A 20,030-nucleotide genomic window follows, 5' to 3' on the forward strand; every position below is an offset into this window, starting at 1 on the left:
ACACTTACTGCATACGCTTGGTTCCGCAGAGTGAATAAGGGGCCCAATAGCAGATCTCGGCTTGACTGCCCCGGAGCCACGCACTTGTAATTTCACTCGTGTCGTTACGTAGCAATCAGTGACGACATCGTCACGGGGACGCACAGACAGAGCGAGGGGCGCACATGACCGAGCTGTTTCAGGAACTGCTGGTCGAGGAGGCGGACGAAGAGCTCGGATGGCAGGAGCGCGCTCTCTGCGCCCAGACCGACCCCGAGTCCTTCTTTCCCGAGAAGGGCGGCTCCACCCGCGAGGCCAAGAAGGTCTGCCTCGCCTGCGAAGTCCGCTCCGAATGCCTTGAGTACGCACTCGCCAACGACGAGCGATTCGGCATCTGGGGCGGTCTGTCCGAGCGGGAACGCCGCCGCCTGAAAAAGGCCGCGGTCTGAAACGGCCGACCCACCACCGGTCCGGCACCTACCGCACATCGCACGACATATCGAAAGCACGACACCGCACGGCACACGGCACGACACGGCACAACACACGGCATCGCACACGGCACGGCAAACGGTCCGCCTCCTGCACCTTCCCCGCAGGAGGCGGACCGCTGTCGTGGCAGCCGTTAGGGTGGGGCGCTGTCCAGCAGCCTCCGAGGGCACACCACCCCCGGACCCCCGGCCGGAGGGCCCGTACCGCGATGTCCCTGCACAGCCAGTCGACGGCCTCCTACCAGGCCCCAGGCACACCCGAGTTCCCCCGGCACGTCGTCACCGCGGTCCTCGTCGCCCACGACGGCGCCCGCTGGCTGCCCCGGACGCTCGCCGGCCTCCTCGGCCAGGAACGCCCCGCGCAGAACCACATGGCCGCCGACACCGGCAGCGCCGACGAATCCGCGCGCCTGCTCACCGAAGCCCTCGGCGACGACCGCGTCCTGCACCTCGCCCGCCGCACCGGATTCGGCACCGCGGTCGACGAGGCCGCGCGCTCCGCGGGCACCCTGACCCCCGAGGACCTCCCGTACCTCAAGCGCCCCAGCGGCTGGGACCCCGTCAGCCGCACCTGGCGCGACGACGCGTACGACCTGCCCGACCTCCCCCACGGCGAACCCGTCCAGTGGCTCTGGCTCCTGCACGACGACAGCGCCCCCGAACCCGACGCCCTCACCGAACTGCTCCGCGTCGCCGAGGACAACCCCGACGCCGCCGTCATCGGCCCCAAACTGCGCGGCTGGTACGACAAGAAGCAGCTCCTCGAAGCCGGCGTCACCATCGCCCGCAGCGGCCGCCGCTGGACCGGCCTCGACCGCCGCGAACAGGACCAGGGCCAGCACGACCAGGTCCGCCCCGTCCTGTCCGTCTCCACCGCGGGCATGCTCGTCCGCCGCGACGTCTACGACGCCCTCGGCGGCTTCGACCGGCGCCTGCCCCTGATGCGCGACGACGTCGACCTGTGCTGGCGCGCCCAGAGCGCCGGCCACACCGTCCTCGTCGCCCCCGACGCCGTCCTGCGGCACGCCGAGGCAGCAGCCCGCGAACGCCGCACCGTCGACTGCGCCGGACGCACCGCCGCCGGCCCGCACCGCGTCGACAAGGCCGGCGCCGTCTACACGATCCTCGCCAACAGCTCCGGCCGCGCCCTGCCCTACGTCCTGCTGCGCGTCCTGTTCGGCACCGTGCTGCGCACCCTCGCCTACCTCATCGGCAAGGCCCCCGGCCAGGCCGTCGACGAGTTCACCGGCCTGCTTGCCACCCTGCTCCGGCCCGGCCGCGTCCTCGCCGCCCGCAAGGCCCGCCGCAGGCCCGCCGTCCCCGCCGCCGAACTGCGCCCGCTCTTCCCGCCGCCGGGAGCCTCCCTGCGGGCCAACGCCGAACAGCTCGCCGGCTACTTCGGCGCCGACCGCGACACCGACGCCGCCCCCGCCGGCCGCCACGGCGGCGGAAGCATCCTGAACGCCCCCGGCGAGGACGGCGACTACCTCCCCGAGGTCGAGCGCTTCGCCCGCCTCAAGCGGCTCGCCCGCAACCCCGCGCCCCTCCTCTTCGGCCTCCTCCTGGTCGTCTCCCTCGCCGCCTGCCGCGGCCTGATCGGCGGCGGCTCCCTGATGGGCGGCGCCCTGCTGCCCGCCCCCGACAGCGGCTCCGCGCTCTGGGGCGCCTACACCGGCGGCTGGCACGCCGTCGGCACCGGCTCCACCGCCCCCGCCCCGCCCTACCTGGCCGTCCTCGGCACCCTCGCCACCCTGCTGTTCGGCTCCACACAGGCCGCCCTGACCCTGCTGCTCGTCGGATCCGTCCCGCTCGCCGGCCTCACCGCCTACTTCGCCTCCCGGCCGCTCGTCACCTCCCGGCTGCTGCGCGCCTGGGCGGCCGTCGCCTACGCCTTCCTCCCCGCCGTGACCGGAGCCCTCGCCGGCGGCCGCCTCGGCACCGCCGTCCTCGCCGTCGTGCTCCCCCTCCTCGCCCGCTCCGCCGTCGCCGCCTTCGACCTCGCCGACGGCGCGCAGGCCACCGAGCGGCGGGGCGGCCGGCGCGCGGTGTGGACGTACACGCTCCTGCTCACCCTCACCACCGCCTTCACCCCCGTCGTATGGCCGCTCGCCGCCGTCCTCGGGACCGCCGCGCTGGTCCTGCGCCGCGCGCACTGGAAGGCGTACGGCCTGCGGCTGCTCGCCACCCTCGGCGTCCCGCTCGTCGTACTCGCCCCCTGGTCGCTGGGCCTGCTCACGCACCCCGGGCGCCTCCTCCAGGAGGCCGGACTGCCCTACGGAGCCGGCTCCGCCGACGCCCTCGGCCTGCTCACCGTCAGCCCCGGCGGCCCCGGCACCGGCGCGGCCCTGCTGCTCATCGGCATCGTCCTCGCCGCCTTGGCCGCCCTGCTGCGCAGCGACCGCGCCTTCGCCGTCCGCACCGCCTGGGCCGCCGCCCTGGCCGCGCTGCTCCTGGCCGTCCTCGTCAACCGCAGCGCCTGGGCCGGCCCCGCCACCCTCGTCTACGGGGTCGCCCTGCTCGCGGCCGCCGCCCTCGGCGCCGACGGGGCCCGCGAACGCGTCGCCGCGCGCAGCTTCGGCTGGCGCCAGCCGCTGGCCGCCCTGATCGCCCTGGCCGCCGCCGCGGGCCCGCTGGTGGCCGCCGCCACCTGGATGCTCGCCGGCGCCGACGGCCCGCTCCAGCGCCGCGACCCCGTACAGGTCCCGGCCTTCGTCGCGGACGCGGGCGGCGACGACAACCAGACCCGCACCCTGATCCTCGACCTGGACCCGCCCGCCCACGTCTCCTACAGCCTCGTCCGCGGCTCCGGCGGCCGGATCGGCGACGCGGAGGTCGCCGCCCGCACCGGCGCCGACGCCCGCCTCGACAAGGTCGTCTCCAACCTCGTGGCCGGCTCCGGCGCCGACCAGTCCAGCCAGCTCAGCGCCTTCGCGATCCGCTTCGTCATGTTCCGCCCCGGCGGCCCCGAGGAGATCCGCCGCGTCCTCGACGCCACCCCGGGCCTCAGCCGTCGCCACCAGCAGGACGGCACCGCCCTGTGGGGCGTCGAGCCCTGGCTGCCCCGCGCGGTGATCGTCTCCGGCAAGCCGGGCGAGGCCCCGATCCCGGTCGCGGCCGGTCCCGTCGAGGCCCACAGCAAGATCCCCTCCGGGGAGGCGGGCCGCGTCCTGCGCATCGCCGACCGCGCCGACGAGGGCTGGAAGGCCACCGTCGACGGCAAGCCCCTCAAGCCCAAGACCCTCGACGGCTGGGCGCAGGGCTTCGAACTGCCCGCCGACGGCGGCCGCCTCGACCTCGTCCACGAGGACTCCCTGCTGCGGACCGCCTGGTACTGGGCCCAGGGCCTGCTCGCCCTGGTCCTGCTGGTCATGGCCCTGCCCGGCCGCCGCGCACAGCTCGACGACGACCTGCCCGAGGAGGAGGCCGCGATCTTCGCGCAGCCCGGTCCGGGCGAGGCCGGCGAGGGCCGCCGGGCCCGCCGGCTGCGCGCCGAGGCCGAAGCGGCCCCCGCACCGGTGGAGACCGCCGCGGACGCCGACCCGTACGCGCAGATCCCCGCGCAGCCGGTGTACGGCGAGGACGCGTACGCGTACCAGGCCTACGGCGACCAGGGCGGATACGCGTACGAGGGGCAGCAGCCGGCCCCGTACGACCAGTACCCGCAGTACGACCAGCAGGGCCAGTACGACCAACAGGGCCAGTACGACCAACAGGGCCAACCGGTCTACGAGGTCCCGTACCCGCAGCAGCCGCAGCACCAGCCGGTCCAGGACCCGGACCAGCAGCAGTACGCCTACCCGTACGAGCCCTACCAGCCGTACGACCCCCACCACCCCCACGCACCGCACGACCCGCGTCCGGACGGGAGCCCCCAGCAGTGAAGCAGCGCGCACCCCTGACGCTGGCGGCGGTGACCGCGGCCCTCGCCGCCATCACCGGCGTCGCCGCCCTCACCGCGCCCCCCGCCGACGGACGGGCGGCCGACGGCAAGGCCGCGGCCCGGATGCCGGTGGAGCGGTCCCTGCTGGTGTGCCCGGGGCCCAGCTCCTCGGACATCGCCGAGACGACGTACACGTCCTTCACCCCCGGCGCCCCCACCGGGGAGGGCAAGGGCTCGGCCCGGCTGCTCGGTGCGACCAAGGACGCCAAACCGGTGCTGGAGCCCAAGGAGCCGGGCAAGCCCGTCGGGGCCACCGCCAGCGGCGCCGACGCGCCCGCCCTCACCGGCAGCGCGGACGGCGTCCTCGCCCCCGGCTGGACCGCCCAGCTGACCACCAAGGTCTCGGTCGGCCGGACCCGCGGCGTCCTCGGCGCCGGCTGCACGGCACCCGGCACCGACTTCTGGTTCCCCGCCGTGAGCACGGCCAAGGGGCGCGAGGACTACGTCCACCTCACCAACCCCGACGACGCCGCGGCCATCGTCGACATCAAGCTCTTCGGACCCGACGGACCGGCCAAGCCCGACGCCGGCGCCAGCGAGAGCATCCGGGTCGACCCCAAGTCCTCCAAGACCGTGCTGCTGTCGTCCCTCGTCCCGGGCGCCCAGCTCGCGGACGCCACCGCCCATGTGACGACCCGTGCGGGCCGCGTGGGCGCATCCGTGCAGGTCGGGGAGGAGCAGGTGGGCTCCGACTGGCTGGCCGCCTCCGCCGACCCGGCGGGCTCGGTCGTCCTGCCCGGCATCCCGGCGGACGCCGCCTCCGTACGGCTGGTCGTCTTCGCACCGGGCGAGGAGGACGCCGACCTGAAGGTGCGGCTGGCCGGACCGGGCGGCGCGATCAGCCCGGCGGGCAACGAGCAGGTGCACGTCAAGGCCGGGATGACGGCGGCCGTCGATCTGGGCGACGTGACCCGCGGCGAGCCCGGCTCACTGCTGCTGACCCCCGCCGACCCCAAGAAGTCCGCCCCGGTCGTCGCGGCGCTCCGGGTGGTCCGCGGCAGCGGAGCCAAGCAGGAGATCGGCTTCATCCCCGCGACCGGACCGGTCGGCACCCGGGCCACCGTGGCCGACAACCGGCCCGAGGAGAACACGACCCTGCTGTCCCTCACCGCACCGGCCGCCGACGCGAAGGTCAAGGTGACCGCCTCGCCGGGCACCGGCGGCGGCGAACCGGCCTCCCAGGAGGTCACCGTCAAGGCGGGCACCACCCAGACGCTGACCCTGGCCCCGGCCGGCGGCAAGGGCGCCTACGCCCTCACCGTCGAGACCCTCTCGGGCGGCCCGGTCCACGCGGCCCGCACCCTGTCCCTCCCGCACGAGGGCATCGCGATGTTCACCGTCCAGGGGTTCTCGGACGACCACTCCACGGTGTCGGTCCCCAAGGCCGCCCAGGACCTCTCGGTCCTGACCCGATGACCGGATGACGCAACGCCCCCGGTACGGCGGCTAGTCCTGGCCGTACCGGGGGTCCACCGTCTCCGGCGAGAGCCCCAGCAGCTCCGCGACCTGCTCCACCACGATCTCGTGGACCAGCATCGCCTTCTCGTCCCGCGTCTTGGTACGGATCTCCACCGGCCGCCGGAACACCACGATCCGGGCCGGCCGCCCCTCGCGGGACTCCGACACCGCGCCCAGCGGCACCGCCTCGTCGTTCCAGCCGCCGTCCGCGCCACCCGGCGGGCCGGGCACGTCACCGATCAGGAACTCCACGTCGGCCAGCTGCGGCCAGCGCCGCTCCAGCCGCTCCACGGAGTCCCGTACGAGGTCCCCGAACAGCTCCGACCGGCTCGCGGACAGCGGCACCTGAGGAGGGGCCACCGGACCGCGCATCCCGCGCCCGTGCCGGTCGCGCCGACGCAGGCGCGGCTCGGCTGCGGCCCCCGCGGGGGGCTCGGCGGGGCAGGGAGGAAGAGGGGTGTCCGTCACCCCCGCAGGGTAGCCCCGAGCACGACACGGGGGAGTGAGCGGCGGTGGAGTCGTCGCGGCCCGGTCAAGAGTGCGGTACCGTCCAACGTCGTGAGCCTTGTACGTCGCTGTTCGCGCACTGCGTGCGGCCGCCCTGCCGTCGCGACACTGACGTACGTCTACGCCGATTCGACCGCAGTTCTCGGCCCGCTCGCCACCTACGCCGAACCCCACTGCTACGACCTGTGCGCCGAGCACTCCGAGCGCCTGACCGCCCCACGGGGCTGGGACGTCGTGCGCCTGTCCGACGGCTCCGGTCCCTCCCGCCCCAGCGGCGACGACCTCGAAGCCCTGGCCAACGCAGTACGCGAAGCCGCCCGCCCGCCGGGGCGCGCGGCCGAGGCCGGGGGCTCCGAACGGGGCGGCCAGTCCACCGGCGAGACCCGTCGCGGCCACCTGCGCGTCCTGAGATCGCCCGATTCCTGACGCCCCCACGGTCTGAAGAGCTGCTCCCGGTTCAGGGTAGGTTTTGCTGAACCGCACAGGACCTTCAGGAGGGCAGGCAGTGGCCGCAGATCTTTCGAACATCGTCAAGGCGTATGACGTGCGTGGTGTCGTGCCGGACGAGTGGGACGAGTCGTTGGCCGAGTTGTTCGGTGCGGCGTTCGTCGAGGTCACGGGTGCTGATGCGATCGTGATCGGTCATGACATGCGGCCGTCCTCCCCGGGTTTGTCGGGGGCGTTCGCGCGGGGTGCGGCGGCGCGTGGTGTGGATGTGACGTTGATCGGTTTGTGTTCGACGGATCAGTTGTATTACGCGTCGGGTGCGCTGGGTCTGCCGGGTGCGATGTTCACGGCGTCGCACAATCCTGCGCAGTACAACGGGATCAAGATGTGTCGTGCGGGTGCGGCTCCGGTGGGTCAGGACACGGGTCTGTCGCAGATCCGTGAGCTGGTGGAGAAGTGGTCGGACGGGGGCGCGCCGGCGGTGGCGTCGGGCACGGTGGCGGGGACGGTCACGGAGCTGGACAGTCTGCCGGGGTATGCGGCGCATCTGCTGGGTCTGGTGGACCTGTCCTCGATCCGTCCGCTGAAGGTGGTGGTGGATGCGGGCAACGGGATGGGCGGTCACACGGTTCCGACGGTGTTCGAGGGTCTGCCGTTGGATGTGGTGCCGATGTACTTCGAGTTGGACGGCACGTTCCCGAACCATGAGGCGAATCCTCTGGATCCGAAGAACATCGTGGACCTCCAGGCCCGTGTCCTTGCCGAGGGCGCCGACCTCGGTATCGCGTTCGACGGTGACGCGGACCGGTGTTTCATCGTGGACGAGCGGGGTGTGGGGGTGTCGCCGTCGGCGATCACGGCGCTGGTCGCGGCGCGTGAGCTGGCCCGTAATGGTGGTTCGGGCACGGTGATCCACAATTTGATCACTTCGTGGTCGGTGCCGGAGGTGGTCCGTGAGAACGGCGGGACGCCGGTGCGGACGCGGGTGGGTCATTCCTTCATCAAGGAGGAGATGGCGAGGACGGGTGCGATCTTCGGTGGTGAGCACTCGGCGCACTATTACTTCAAGGACTTCTGGAACGCGGACACGGGGATGCTGGCGGCGTTGCATGTGCTGGCGGCGCTGGGTGGTCAGGACGGGCCGTTGTCGGAGCTGGTGGCTTCCTACGACCGTTACGCGGGGTCGGGGGAGATCAACTCGACGGTTGCCGATCAGGGGGCGCGTCTGGCGGCGGTGAAGGCCGCCTACGGCAGTACCGAGGGCGTGACGTTGGACGAGCTGGACGGTCTGACGGTGACGGCGGAGGACTGGTGGTTCAACGTCCGGGCCTCGAACACGGAGCCGCTGCTGCGGTTGAACGTGGAGGCGCGTGACGAGGCCACCCTGGCCAAGGTCCGCGACGAGGCCCTGTCCCTCATCCGCGCCTGACCCCAGCCCCGCCGAAGTCCGGGCTCCGGCCATCCCGGCCTCGCCGGCGTTTGAGGCGCGGGTCCGGGCGGAGCCCGGTGCCCGGCGGAGCCGGGTTCCCCCGGGGCGCAGGCCCCGGGGGCCGGACCGACCCGCCCCACGACACCGCACCGCCACGGACTCGGCGGTACGCTGACCTCGCCCCACCCACATGCCCGAAGGGAACCGCCCCATGCCGCTCGAAGCCGGCCTCCTGCAGATCCTCGCCTGCCCCGCCTGCCACTCGCCCCTCGAGGACAAGTCGGCCGACGAGACGGCCCCCGAGCTGATCTGCACCGGCCAGGACTGCGGCCTCGCGTACCCGGTCCGCGACGGCATCCCGGTGCTCCTCGTGGACGAGGCCCGCCGCCCCGCCTGACCCCCTGCCGCGCGCCCCGGAACAAGGGCACACGCAGACGCTGAGACCGATTCCGCCACCCTGGATCCGTCAACACCGCCGGAGGCCGCCATGCTCGACGAGTCGCTCCTCGACGCACCGGACGATCTCGCCCGCGTCGACCGCCGGGGCCTGCTCCGCGGTGCGGCCGAGGCGGGAGCCAGAGTCCGTACCGCCGCCCGGCACGCGAACGAGGCCGGCCTTGCCGAGCTGCGTCCCGACGGCCGCCCGCGCTCCGTCCTGATCGCCGGCCCCGGCACCGCCGCCACCGGCGTCGCCGACCTGCTCGGCGCCCTCGCCGGGGCCTCCGCGCCGGTCATCCGGCTGGACCCCACCGGCGTCGCCCACGCGGCCGGCGCGCTGCGCTGGGCGCTGCCCGGTTGGGCCGGCCCCGTCGACCTGCTGCTCCTCGCCACCACCGACGGCACCGAGCCCGGGCTCGCCGTCCTCGCCGAGCAGGCCTACCGGCGCGGCTGCACCGTCGTCGCCGTCGCCCCCGAACGCTCACCCCTGAGCGAGGCGGTGGACGGCGCGCACGGGCTCCTCGTACCGATGGCCAAGGCCCCGTACCAGGAGTACGACGAGTCCGCCGCGGCGGGACCGGGCGCCCTGTGGGCCCTGCTGACGCCCCTGCTGCTGCTCCTCGACAAGGTCGGCCTGATCACGGCCGCCCCGGACACCCTGCAGCTCGTCGCCGACCGGCTCGACCGGACGGCCGAACGCTGCGGGCCCGCGATCGCCACCTACTCCAACCCGGCCAAGACCCTCGCCGCCGAGCTGGCCGACTCCCTCCCGCTCATCTGGAGCGAGGGCACCGGCGCCGCCCCCGCGGGCCGCCGGTTCGCCGCCACGCTCGCCGAGCTCGCCGGCCGCCCCGCCCTGTCCGCGGTGCTTCCCGAGGCGCTGCCCGCCCACGGCGTCCTGCTCGCCGGGTCCTTCGCCGCCGGCGCCGACCCCGACGACTTCTTCCGTGACCGGGTCGAAGAGCCCCAGGCCCTCCGCGCCCGCATCGTCCTGCTGCGCGACCGGCCGACCGGCGGCCTCACCGCCGCCCCCGCCGCACGCGAACTCGCCCACAGCCACGACACGGCCGTCAGCGAGCTCGAACCGGAGGAGGGCGTCGAGCTGGAGCAGCTCGCCGAACTCCTCGCCGTCACGGATTTCGCCACCGCCTACCTGGCGTTGGCTTCCGGGGGACACAGCTGAGGCACGCACGTACCCAGCTCTATCCAGGAAGACGACGATGGACCGCCTGACGAACACGATCCGCCCCTACGCCTGGGGATCCACCACGGCGATCCCCGCGCTCCTCGGTGTCGAACCGACCGGTGAGCCCCAGGCCGAGATGTGGATGGGGGCCCACCCGGGCGCCCCCTCCCGCCTCGACCGGGGCGCGGGCGAGCAGGCGCTCTCCGAGGTCATCGCCGCCGATCCCGAGGGCGAGCTGGGCGCCGCCACCGTCGCCAGGTTCGGTCCCCGGCTGCCCTTCCTGTTCAAGATCCTCGCCGCCGGCGCCCCACTCTCCCTCCAGGTCCACCCCGACCTGGACCAGGCCCGGGCCGGCTTCGAGGACGAGGAGCGCCGCGGGGTCCCGATCGACGCGGACCACCGCAACTACAAGGACCCCAACCACAAGCCCGAAATGATCTGCGCGCTCACCGCGTTCGACGGGCTGTGCGGCTTCCGGCCGCCACTGGACGCGGCGGAGCTCCTCGCCGGCCTTGCCGTGGACAGCCTCAAGCCGTACGTCGACCTGCTGCGCGCCCACCCCGAAGAGGCGGCCCTGCGCGAGATGCTGACGGCCGTACTGACCGCCGACCGCGTCGAGATGGCCCACACCGTGCACGAGGTCGCCGCGGCCGTGACGCGCCTCGGTGGCCCGTACGCCCCGTACGCCACTCTCGTCCACCACTTCCCGGGCGACCCGGGAGTCATCGCGGCCATGCTGCTCAACCACGTCCGACTCCAGCCCGGCGAGGCGATGTTCCTCGGCGCCGGAGTCCCGCACGCCTACATCGACGGACTCGGCGTCGAGTTGCTGGCCAACTCGGACAACGTGCTGCGCGCCGGACTCACCCCCAAGCACGTGGACGTGGCCGAACTGCTGCGGATCGCGAAGTTCGAGCCGGGCGAGCCGAACCTGCTGCGCCCCGAGGGCGACGGCGAGGAGGTCTACGAGACCCCCATCGACGAGTTCCGGCTCTCCCGCTTCCTGCTCGCGCCCGGCGGCGCCTCCCGCGTGCTCCCGCACGAGACCCCGCAGATCCTGCTGTGCACGGCCGGCTCCCCGCACGTCGGCGAACTGACCCTGGCCCCCGGCGAGTCGGTCTTCGTACCGGCGGGCGAAAAGGTCGAACTGTCCGGAAGCGGGACGGTCTTCCGTGCCACCGTGGTGGTCTGACGTGGCGTCCGTCCCACCGGCTGCAACAATGTGCGGCCGGTAGTCAGTGGCTAGGAAGGACATCCTGCACCCATGAGCGCGTCGGGCGGTACCAGGGCGATCGTGGCGGCACTCGCCGCCAATCTCGCCATCGCTGTAGCCAAATTCGTGGCATTCCTCTTCAGCGGCTCCTCGTCGATGCTCGCGGAAAGCGTCCACTCGCTGGCCGACTCCGGGAACCAGGGGCTGCTGCTCCTCGGCGGGAAGAAGGCCCAGCGCGAGGCCACGCCGCAACACCCCTTCGGGTACGGGCGCGAGCGCTACATCTACGCCTTCCTCGTCTCCATCGTGCTCTTCACCGTCGGTGGCATGTTCGCCATCTACGAGGGCATCGAGAAGATCAACCACCCGCACCCGATCGAGGCCTGGTACTGGCCGGTCGGCGTCCTCGTCTTCGCGATCATCGCGGAGTCCTTCTCCTTCCGCACCGCGATCAAGGAGTCGAACGAGATCCGGGGCAAGCAGACCTGGACCCAGTTCATCCGGCGGGCCAAGGCCCCCGAGCTGCCCGTCGTCCTCCTGGAGGACCTCGGCGCGCTGGTCGGCCTGGTGCTGGCCCTCGGCGGTGTCGGCCTCGCGCTCGCGACCGGCAACGGCGTCTGGGACGGCATCGGCACGCTGTGCATCGGTGTGCTGCTGATCGCCATCGCCATCGTGCTGGCGGCCGAGACCAAGTCCCTGCTGCTCGGTGAGGCGGCCGGCATCGAGGACGTGGAGAAGATCACGGCCGCGGTGGTCGACGGGGACGTCGTCACCCGCGTCATCCACATGCGCACCCTGCACCTGGGCCCGGAGGAGCTGCTCGTCGCCGCCAAGATCGCGGTCGAGGGCAACGACACCGCGGTCGAGGTGGCCGACGCGATCAACGCCGCCGAGGCCCGTATCCGCGCGGCGGTCCCGATCGCCCGGGTGATCTACCTGGAGCCGGACATCTACCGCCCCGAGGCGGCCAAGTAGCCGTGCACGTGCGAGGGCCCCCGCGGGCAGCAGCCCGCGGGGGCCCTCGACTTCCCGCCGCCGTCCGGGCTACGGCCCGTCGACGCGCACGGCGCCCCAGACGGGCCCCGTCGGCGCCACCGGCGTCCTGCGGCGCACCACCAGGGAGGCGATCCCCAGGCCGATGCTCACGGGCAGCAGGACCACACCGGCCGTCATGCTGACTCCGAAGACGCCGATCAGCGGAGCGTTCTCGTCGATACCGGTGTCGACGCCGGTCACGGCGGACACCGGCAGCGTCCCCTCGTGCGGCTGCGGGTGGAACCGGGAGTCGGCGGAGTCGCCCCGGTTGTCGCCCATGATGAACACGCGGCCGTGCGGGACCGATACGGCGAAGGCGATTCCCCCCGCCCCGGGGTCGCCGTCCTGCACGTACGACTCGTTGAGCGGCTGCCCGTTGAGGGTCAGCGTCGGGTCGCCCTGCGCGTAGGCGATGTGATCGCCGCCCACGGCCACCACGCGTCCGATGAACGGGCCCGTCAGCCCCCACTCGGACGGGTCGTAGGCCACCACGTCACCGCGCCGGACCTCCGACGGCCGCTTCTCCAGGACGAGGATGTCCTCGTGGGCCATCGTCGGCAGCATGTTGCCGCTTCCCACCTGCACCGGCACGAACCGGCTCACCATGAACACCATCGGTCCGGCGATCAGTGCGATGCCGAGCACGAGGAGGGCGATCGCCCAGATCCCCCGTTTGCGCCCAGGCCTGCGTTCCATGAATTCCCCGCCCCTTCCAGCAGTATGACTGGCCGGAAGAATACGGTCTGGCCGGATCCACACCTTCCCCGGGCGGTCGGGAGCGGCTACCGGATCTCGCTCAGCACCTCCAGGACCGCTGCCGTGTCCGGGGCGGTCCGCAACCGCTCCCGGAAGGCGGCGTCCATCAGCTTGCGCGCCAGCAGCGCCAGGATCCGCAGGTGCTCGTCGCCCGCCGAGGCCTCCGGTACCGAGATCATGAAGACGAGCCGGGCCTTCGTCCCGTCCGGCGCACCCCACTCGATGCCCGCCTCCGACCGGGCGAAGCCCACCGTGGGCCGGATCACCGCGTCCGTCTTGGCGTGCGGGACGGCGATCGACTCCCCGAGCCCGGTCGTGCCCTGAGCCTCCCGGGCGAGTGCGACCCGTACCAGCTCGTCGACGTCCCGGACGTTGCCGGTGGAGGCCAGCATCCCGGCCATCTCGCGGATCGCCGCCTCCTTGGAGGCCGCGGCCAGCTCGGTGCGGACGGTACGGGCCGTCAGGTACCCGGAGAGCACCTCGGGAGGCCCCGCGGGGGCGGCGGGCGCGGCCTGCGCGCGTACGTCCGTACCCGCACGCGCGCTCGTACCGGCTCCGGCACCGGCAGCGGTTCCGGCGCCGACCGCGACGAGGGCCGGCTCGGGGGCGAGCGGCCGCGGACCGGCCGCGCCCTCCTTGCGCAGCTTCAGGCCGATCAGCGCGTTGGTCGTCAGCGCCGTCACCACCGTGCCGGCCGCGACGGCGACGAAGAACATCGCGACACCTCCGACGGCGCCGAAGACCGAGACGATCGGACCGCCGTGCGGCACGGAGTTCTCCACCCCGGCCAGCCCCGCGATCGCACCGGCCACCGCGCCCCCGAGCACGTTCGCCGGGATGACCTGCGCCGGCCGTGCGGCGGCGAACGGAATGGCGCCCTCGGAGATCCCGAAGAAGCCCATGAACAGCGCGGCGATGCCCGTCTCGCGTTCCTGGTCGCTGTAGTGCCGGCGCCGCAGCAGCGTCGCCAGCCCCTGCCCGAGGGGCATGACCGGGATCGCCGCGGCGGCCATGCCCATGACGGTGTTGTTCGTGCCGATGAGGCCGACCGCGACGAGGAAGGCCGTCTTGTTCACCGGGCCGCCCATGTCGAAGGCGATCATCAGGCCGATGACGGCGCCGAGCAGGACCGCGCTGGAGCCGGTCATCCCGTTCAGCCAGTCGGTCAGGTGGGTGAAGACCCAGGAGATGGGCCGGCCGATCACGTAGATGTAGAAGAGGCCGAGGGCGAGGGTCGACACGATCGGGATCACGATGATCGGCATGATCGGCCGGGCGAACTTCGGGACCTCGACCTTCTTGATCCACACGACCAGGTAGCCGGCGAGGAAACCCGTCACGATCGCACCGAGGAAGCCCGCGTTGGCCTCGGCCCCGTAGATGTTCACGGCGTCGGCGGCCAGGAAGCCCCCGATCATGCCCGGTACGAGGGCGGGCCGGTCGCCGAGGGCGTAGGCGATGTAGCCCGAGAAGATCGGCAGCATCAGCTTGAAGCCGAGGCCGCCCAGGGCGTTCACGTAGAACCAGAAGGAGTCCGGGTCGAAGGCGATGCCCTCGGCCGTGGTGTGTCCGCCGAGCGCGATGGAGACGGCGAGCAGCAGACCGCCCACGACCACGAAGGGGATCATGTGCGAGACGCCGTTCATCAGCGCCTTGTACGCGGCGCTGCGCTCCCGGACCCCGCCACTGCCACCGCGTGCCCCGGCGCCGTCGCTCCCGCCGCCGCCCGTCGCCGCTGCGTCCTGCACGGGCGCGCTCCGCACTCGCTCGATCAGCTCCTCCGGGCGGTGGATGCCGTCCGCGACTCCGGTGGACAGGACCCGCTTGCCCGTGAAGCGCCCGCGGTCGACGTCCTTGTCGGCGGCGATGATGATGCCGTCCGCCTCCCTGACATCGTTGTCAGAGAGCACGTTCTCGGCCCCGATGGAGCCCTGGGTCTCCACCTTCATGTCGACACCGAGGCGGTCGGCCGCCTGCTGGAGCTTCTCCGCGGCCATGTACGTGTGCGCGATCCCCGTGGGACACGCCGTGACGGCGAGCACTTTCGGGCGCCCCCGCCCCTTCCCGTCCCCGCTCGCACCCTGGCCCACGGAAGGGTCTGCCGGACTGGTCACTGAAATCTCCTTCGTGCCGCGGGTCCTGCGGAATCGCGCTCCGGTTCCCGGTCCACCGGCGTCCTCCCGCACGTCATCGGCGGGTCATAAGTCCGAAAGGCCCCAAAGGTTCCGACCGGAGGACCTGACCTCACCCCACACCTTCTTCCTCGTCTGACTGGGGCTCACTCGGCCGATCGGTGTAGATTCGTGCTCAGTGTCAGGCGTCGCTGCTGATGGCGGGTCGGGCGGTCCTTGCGACCGGCCGAGGGGAGAGAGGACCCCCGACGGACTGTGCTCGGTGTCCCGTCCCCAGGACGGCGCACGGCTCAGCCGTACCCACCCTCTCGAACCATGAGGAGCAGCACCCATGGACTTCAAGGTCGCAGACCTCTCCCTTGCCGCGTTCGGCCGCAAGGAGATCACCCTGGCCGAGCACGAGATGCCGGGCCTGATGTCGATCCGCGCGGAGTACGCGGAGGCGCAGCCGCTGGCCGGCGCCCGCATCACCGGCTCGCTGCACATGACCGTGCAGACGGCCGTGCTCATCGAGACCCTCGTCGCCCTCGGCGCCGACGTCCGCTGGGCCTCCTGCAACATCTTCTCCACCCAGGACCACGCGGCCGCCGCCATCGCGGTGGGCCCGAACGGCACCCCGGAGAACCCGCAGGGCGTACCCGTCTTCGCCTGGAAGGGCGAGACGCTGGAGGAGTACTGGTGGTGCACCGAGCAGGCGCTGACCTGGCCGAACACCCCCACCGGCGGCCCGAACATGATCCTCGACGACGGTGGTGACGCCACCCTCCTCGTCCACAAGGGCGTCGAGTTCGAGAAGGCCGGCTCGGCCCCGGATCCGTCGACGGCGGACTCGGAGGAGTACGCCCACATCCTCACCCTGCTCAACCGCACCCTCGGCGAGTCCCCCCAGAAGTGGACCCAGCTCGCGTCCGAGATCCGCGGCGTGACGGAGGAGACCACCACCGGTGTCCACCGTCTCTACGAGATGATGTCCGAGGGCAGCCTGCTGTTCCCGGCGATCAACGTGAACGACGCCGTCACCAAGTCGAAGTTCGACAACAAGTACGGCTGCCGCCACTCCCTGATCGACGGCATCAACCGCGCCACCGACGTCCTCATCGGCGGCAAGGTCGCGGTCGTCTTCGGCTACGGCGACGTCGGCAAGGGCTGTGCGGAATCCCTGCGCGGCCAGGGCGCCCGCGTCATCGTCACCGAGATCGACCCGATCTGCGCGCTCCAGGCGGCCATGGACGGCTACCAGGTCGCCACCCTCGACGATGTCGTCGAGACGGCCGACATCTTCATCACCACGACCGGCAACAAGGACATCATCATGGCCTCGGACATGGCCAAGATGAAGCACCAGGCGATCGTGGGCAACATCGGCCACTTCGACAACGAGATCGACATGGCCGGTCTCGCGAAGATCGAGGGCATCGTCAAGGACGAGGTCAAGCCGCAGGTCCACACCTGGAAGTTCCCCGACGGCAAGGTCCTGATCGTCCTGTCCGAGGGTCGTCTGCTGAACCTCGGCAACGCGACCGGCCACCCCTCCTTCGTGATGTCGAACTCCTTCGCGGACCAGACGCTGGCCCAGATCGAGCTCTTCACCAAGCCGGAGGAGTACCCGACCGAGGTCTACGTGCTGCCCAAGCACCTCGACGAGAAGGTCGCCCGCCTGCACCTCGACGCCCTCGGCGTCCGGCTGACCACGCTCCGCCCGGAGCAGGCCGCCTACATCGGCGTCCAGGTCGAGGGCCCGTACAAGCCGGACCACTACCGCTACTGATCAACCCCTGATCAGCCTCTGATCAGCGGCAGCAGCATGTGAAGCAGGCCCCCGGCAGCGTGCCGGGGGCCTGCCCCGTATCCCAGCTCAGGAAGAGTGCGCACCATGCCCCGCGGCCGCTACTCGCTCCACGACCCGCACGACCACACCCCCCTCGGCGAGGAGCACTTCCACTGCGCCCCCGGCCCCTCGGGCTGGCGCTACGTCTCCCAGCTCACCGGCCCGGACGGGGACCACCGGGGCTCCGTCGACCTGGCCATCGACGAGCTCGGCCGCCCCATCCGCATGGAGGTCAACGCCGCGAGCTGGCAGGTGCGCGGCGCCGCCATCGACGGCGTCACCTGGGTCCGTACCGATCCCACCGGCACCGAAGCCACCGAGGGCAACATCGCGGCCCCCGGCTTCACCGGCACCTCCCCGGCCTTCCTCGTCGCCACGTCCCGCCTGCTGCGGCTGACCCCCGGCGCACCCGCCACCCGCGTCCGGCTCCTGGCCCTCACCGACCCGGTGCTCGCACCCCGTACGGTCGACCAGGCCTGGGCCCTGCTGGGCCGCGAGGAACACCCCACGGACAGCGGGCCGCTCCTGGTGGACGAGTACCGGGTCAGCGCACTGGACACGGGTGAGGTCCACACGATCCACATCGCCGGGGACGTGGTGCTCTCGGCCCCCGGCATCGAACTCGAACACCTGGAGACACCGCCCTCGGCCTTCGAGGAGCAGTGACCGAGCAGTGACGCCTCAGGCGGGCGGCGCGAACCCGCCGGCGCGCGGAGCCTGCACGGGAGCGGTGGGAGCTGCCTGAGTCACGGGAGCCACGGGAGCGGGAGCCGCGGGGGCGACCGGCGCCGCCACGGGCATCGGCACGGCCGGCGGCATCGGAGCGGGGTGCGGCGCGTACCCGGCACCGGTACCGGCACCGGCCCCCGCCGGGGCGGCGGCCGGCCGGAAGGCCCGCGCGGCGTCCCGCGACTGCCGCTCGTGCACCACGGCCATCAGGAACGCGGCAGCCGGCACCCCGGCCGGCGGCGGAGCCCCCGTACGCGCGACCAGATCGTCCGCGAGCCGCGCCGCCATCGCGGCACCCACCTGCGGATCCAGCTGGTTCATCCGCGTCAGGTACTGGCGGATCGCCAGCCACAGTCCGTCCGGCACCGCGGACAGGTCCAGCCCGGCGAACCGCCCGGCCAGCCACGGCGGCGGCGGGGGCACCGGCATCACCCGCGCCCCCGGCACCCGCTCCCGGACCACCAGCGTCCCCGCGAACACGTCCCCGAGACGACGCCCGCGCGCCGACACCAGCGAGGCGATGCACGCGATCGACCCGAAGGTCAGGATCAGCTCCACGATCCCCATCGCCCCGCGGACCATCGCGTGCCGGAACCGGATCGGCCCGCCGTCGTCCCGTACGACGCGCAGCCCGCAGGCGAGCTTGCCGAGCGACCGCCCGTGGGACAGCGTCTCCACCGCGATCGGCACACCCACCACGAGCAGCAGGAAGCTCGCCACCCCCACGGCCGCCCGGGCCGCCTCGTCCAGCGAGGCGGTCGCCATGGTCAGCCCCACGGAGATGAGCACGTACCCGGTGACGTACACGACCAGGTCCAGCAGGATCGCCAGCCCGCGGCTCGGCAGCCGCGCGGGCCTGAGCCCCAGGACGACCGCGTCCCCCGTCACCAGACCGCTCACCACAGCACCTCTCATGTGACCCGCCCCCCGCCTGCACTGCATCCAGTCTGCCAAGCTGACCACACTAGGAATAGGCAGTGGCCAGGGGACCTGGGACAGGGGAGCGGCAACCGGATGGATCTCGACGTCTTCGTGACCGCACACCGTGCGGAGTGGGACCGGCTTGAGCAGCTCCTGGGCCGCGGCCGCAAACTCACCGGCGATGAGGCCGACGAGCTCGTCGCGCTCTACCAGCGCACCTCCACCCACCTCTCCCAGATCCAGTCCAGCGCCCCGGACCCCCTGCTCACCGGCCGGCTGACCCAGCTGGTGGCCCGCGCCCGTGCCACCGTGACGGGTACCCGCCGGGCCGGCTGGCGCGACGCCGCCCTGTTCTTCACCGTGGGCTTCCCGGCCGCGGTCTACCGCAGCCGCCGCTGGTGGATACCGACCGCCCTGCTCTCCACGGCGCTCGGCGTGCTCATCGGCTGGTGGATAGCCACGCACCCGGAGGTCCAGAGCGCCATCGCTGCCCCCGAACACCTGAAGGCGCTCACGGAGCCGGGCGGACAGTACGAGACGTACTACTCCAGCCACCCCGCGGGCTCCTTCGCCGCCCAGGTCTGGACGAACAACGCGCAGGCGGCCGCGATCTGCCTGGTCCTGGGCGCCTTCCTGGGGATACCCGTGCTCTGGATCCTCCTCCTGAACATGGCCAACCTGGGCGTGGGCCTGGGGCTCATGGCCTCCGCCGGACGCCTCGACGTCTTCCTCGGCCTGATCCTCCCGCACGGCCTGCTGGAACTGACGGCGGTCTTCGTCGCCGCGGGCATGGGCCTGCGACTGGGCTGGACGGTCATCGACCCGGGCCCCCGGACCCGCCGCACGGCCCTCGCCGAACAGGGCCGCACCGCTCTGGGCATGGCCATAGGCCTCGCGGTGGTCCTGTTCATCTCGGGCCTGATCGAGGGCTTCGTGACCCCGTCGGGCCTCCCCACCTGGGCCCGCATCACGATCGGCGTCGCAGCTGAGGTGGCCTTCCTCCTCTACGTCTTCGTGCTGGGCGGGCGGGCCGCGCGCGCCGGCGAGGTGGGCGACGTGGAGGAGGCCGACCGCACGGCGACGCTCCCGACCGCGGCCTGATGTGCGTACAAGCCCGTTGAGCTGCTAGTCTCCTCGTCGTCCCGCGAAGACCGTTGACACGGAGCGCGCGGGGAGGTAGATTCGAACGGTTGCCTCGAACTGGACAAGTTCGGCAGCGATGGTTTAAACTCTCTCTCGCCCCCAATGAGGAATTGAATTCCAGTGGGGTACAGCCGACTCCTCTTTCAGGAAGCCGAAGCCGGGAAATCCGGTGGAAAACTTCTGATAGAGTCGGCACCGCCGGAAAGGGAAACGCGAAAGCGAAAACCTGGAAAGCACCGAGGAAGTCGGACACGAAAGAGTCTGATAGAGTCGGAAACGCAAGAACAGAACGAAAGCCCGGAGGAAAGCCCGCGAGGGTGAGTACAAAGGAAGCGTCCGTTCCTTGAGAACTCAACAGCGTGCCAAAAATCAACGCCAGAAGTTGATACCCCGTCCAC

The 20,030-nt window shown here is 72.3% G+C and carries 16 protein-coding genes; 12 read left to right on the plus strand and 4 right to left on the minus strand.

The window, feature by feature from the left end:
• Window positions 1-164 precede the first annotated feature (164 nt).
• The 3 genes from B6R96_RS21710 (at window position 165) to B6R96_RS21720 (ending at window position 5,826) form a co-directional block, all read left to right on the plus strand.
• Window positions 165-428 carry a WhiB family transcriptional regulator gene (locus B6R96_RS21710; protein ID WP_003983763.1) on the plus strand — a complete coding sequence of 88 codons (264 nt, stop codon included), beginning with the start codon at window positions 165-167 and terminating at the stop codon, window positions 426-428.
• Window positions 429-679: 251 nt separating this feature from the next.
• Entirely contained in the window at window positions 680-4,351 is a 3,672-nt protein-coding gene (locus B6R96_RS21715) for a glycosyltransferase family 2 protein (RefSeq protein ID WP_081523336.1), read from the plus strand.
• Window positions 4,348-5,826 (plus strand): DUF5719 family protein, encoded by a 1,479-nt coding sequence (locus B6R96_RS21720; protein WP_081523337.1) that lies wholly within the window; start codon window positions 4,348-4,350, stop codon window positions 5,824-5,826. The genes B6R96_RS21715 and B6R96_RS21720 overlap by 4 nt, the downstream gene beginning before the upstream one ends.
• Window positions 5,827-5,856: 30 nt before the next feature.
• Here B6R96_RS21720 and B6R96_RS21725 read toward each other — a convergent pair whose 3' ends face one another.
• Window positions 5,857-6,336 (minus strand): metallopeptidase family protein, encoded by a 480-nt coding sequence (locus B6R96_RS21725; RefSeq protein ID WP_384512306.1) that lies wholly within the window; start codon window positions 6,334-6,336, stop codon window positions 5,857-5,859.
• A 90-nt stretch (window positions 6,337-6,426) separates the two neighbouring features.
• Here B6R96_RS21725 and B6R96_RS21730 point away from each other — a divergent pair, with 90 nt between their 5' ends.
• The 6 genes from B6R96_RS21730 (at window position 6,427) to B6R96_RS21755 (ending at window position 12,063) form a co-directional block, all read left to right on the plus strand.
• The gene (locus tag B6R96_RS21730; protein ID WP_030386989.1) at window positions 6,427-6,801 is read left to right on the plus strand and encodes a DUF3499 domain-containing protein; all 375 of its coding nucleotides are present in this window, start codon (window positions 6,427-6,429) and stop codon (window positions 6,799-6,801) included.
• Between the two features lie 79 nt (window positions 6,802-6,880).
• Complete coding sequence (locus B6R96_RS21735; protein ID WP_081523339.1) at window positions 6,881-8,251, plus strand: phosphomannomutase/phosphoglucomutase; 1,371 nt, start codon at window positions 6,881-6,883, stop codon at window positions 8,249-8,251.
• Between the two features lie 211 nt (window positions 8,252-8,462).
• A complete protein-coding gene (locus B6R96_RS21740; protein WP_030015246.1) occupies window positions 8,463-8,648 on the plus strand; it encodes a Trm112 family protein in 186 nt (61 codons plus the stop codon).
• A gap of 90 nt (window positions 8,649-8,738) precedes the next feature.
• The gene (locus B6R96_RS21745; protein WP_030390888.1) at window positions 8,739-9,872 is read left to right on the plus strand and encodes an SIS domain-containing protein; all 1,134 of its coding nucleotides are present in this window, start codon (window positions 8,739-8,741) and stop codon (window positions 9,870-9,872) included.
• A gap of 37 nt (window positions 9,873-9,909) precedes the next feature.
• Window positions 9,910-11,067, plus strand: a complete 1,158-nt coding sequence (manA, locus tag B6R96_RS21750; protein ID WP_053169042.1) for a mannose-6-phosphate isomerase, class I — start codon at window positions 9,910-9,912, stop codon at window positions 11,065-11,067.
• Between the two features lie 72 nt (window positions 11,068-11,139).
• Entirely contained in the window at window positions 11,140-12,063 is a 924-nt protein-coding gene (locus B6R96_RS21755) for a cation diffusion facilitator family transporter (protein ID WP_081523340.1), read from the plus strand.
• 69 nt (window positions 12,064-12,132) lie between these two features.
• Here B6R96_RS21755 and lepB read toward each other — a convergent pair whose 3' ends face one another.
• On the minus strand, window positions 12,133-12,819 hold the full coding sequence (gene lepB / locus B6R96_RS21760) for a signal peptidase I (RefSeq protein ID WP_081523342.1): 687 nt from the start codon (window positions 12,817-12,819) through the stop codon (window positions 12,133-12,135).
• Between the two features lie 86 nt (window positions 12,820-12,905).
• The gene (locus B6R96_RS21765) at window positions 12,906-14,993 is read right to left on the minus strand and encodes a fructose-specific PTS transporter subunit EIIC (protein WP_081523343.1); all 2,088 of its coding nucleotides are present in this window, start codon (window positions 14,991-14,993) and stop codon (window positions 12,906-12,908) included.
• 349 nt (window positions 14,994-15,342) lie between these two features.
• Between B6R96_RS21765 and ahcY the strand changes: the two genes are divergently transcribed.
• Complete coding sequence (ahcY, locus tag B6R96_RS21770) at window positions 15,343-16,779, plus strand: adenosylhomocysteinase (RefSeq protein ID WP_053705415.1); 1,437 nt, start codon at window positions 15,343-15,345, stop codon at window positions 16,777-16,779.
• A gap of 105 nt (window positions 16,780-16,884) precedes the next feature.
• On the plus strand, window positions 16,885-17,505 hold the full coding sequence (locus tag B6R96_RS21775; RefSeq protein ID WP_030390987.1) for a hypothetical protein: 621 nt from the start codon (window positions 16,885-16,887) through the stop codon (window positions 17,503-17,505).
• Between the two features lie 15 nt (window positions 17,506-17,520).
• On the opposite strand, the gene B6R96_RS21780 is transcribed toward B6R96_RS21775, so the two are convergent.
• On the minus strand, window positions 17,521-18,468 hold the full coding sequence (locus B6R96_RS21780; RefSeq protein ID WP_081525192.1) for an RDD family protein: 948 nt from the start codon (window positions 18,466-18,468) through the stop codon (window positions 17,521-17,523).
• Between the two features lie 114 nt (window positions 18,469-18,582).
• Between B6R96_RS21780 and B6R96_RS21785 the strand changes: the two genes are divergently transcribed.
• Window positions 18,583-19,590, plus strand: a complete 1,008-nt coding sequence (locus B6R96_RS21785; RefSeq protein WP_081523344.1) for a stage II sporulation protein M — start codon at window positions 18,583-18,585, stop codon at window positions 19,588-19,590.
• Window positions 19,591-20,030 lie beyond the last annotated feature (440 nt).

It is taken from the genome of Streptomyces sp. Sge12, from assembly GCF_002080455.1.
Taxonomy (GTDB): domain Bacteria; phylum Actinomycetota; class Actinomycetes; order Streptomycetales; family Streptomycetaceae; genus Streptomyces.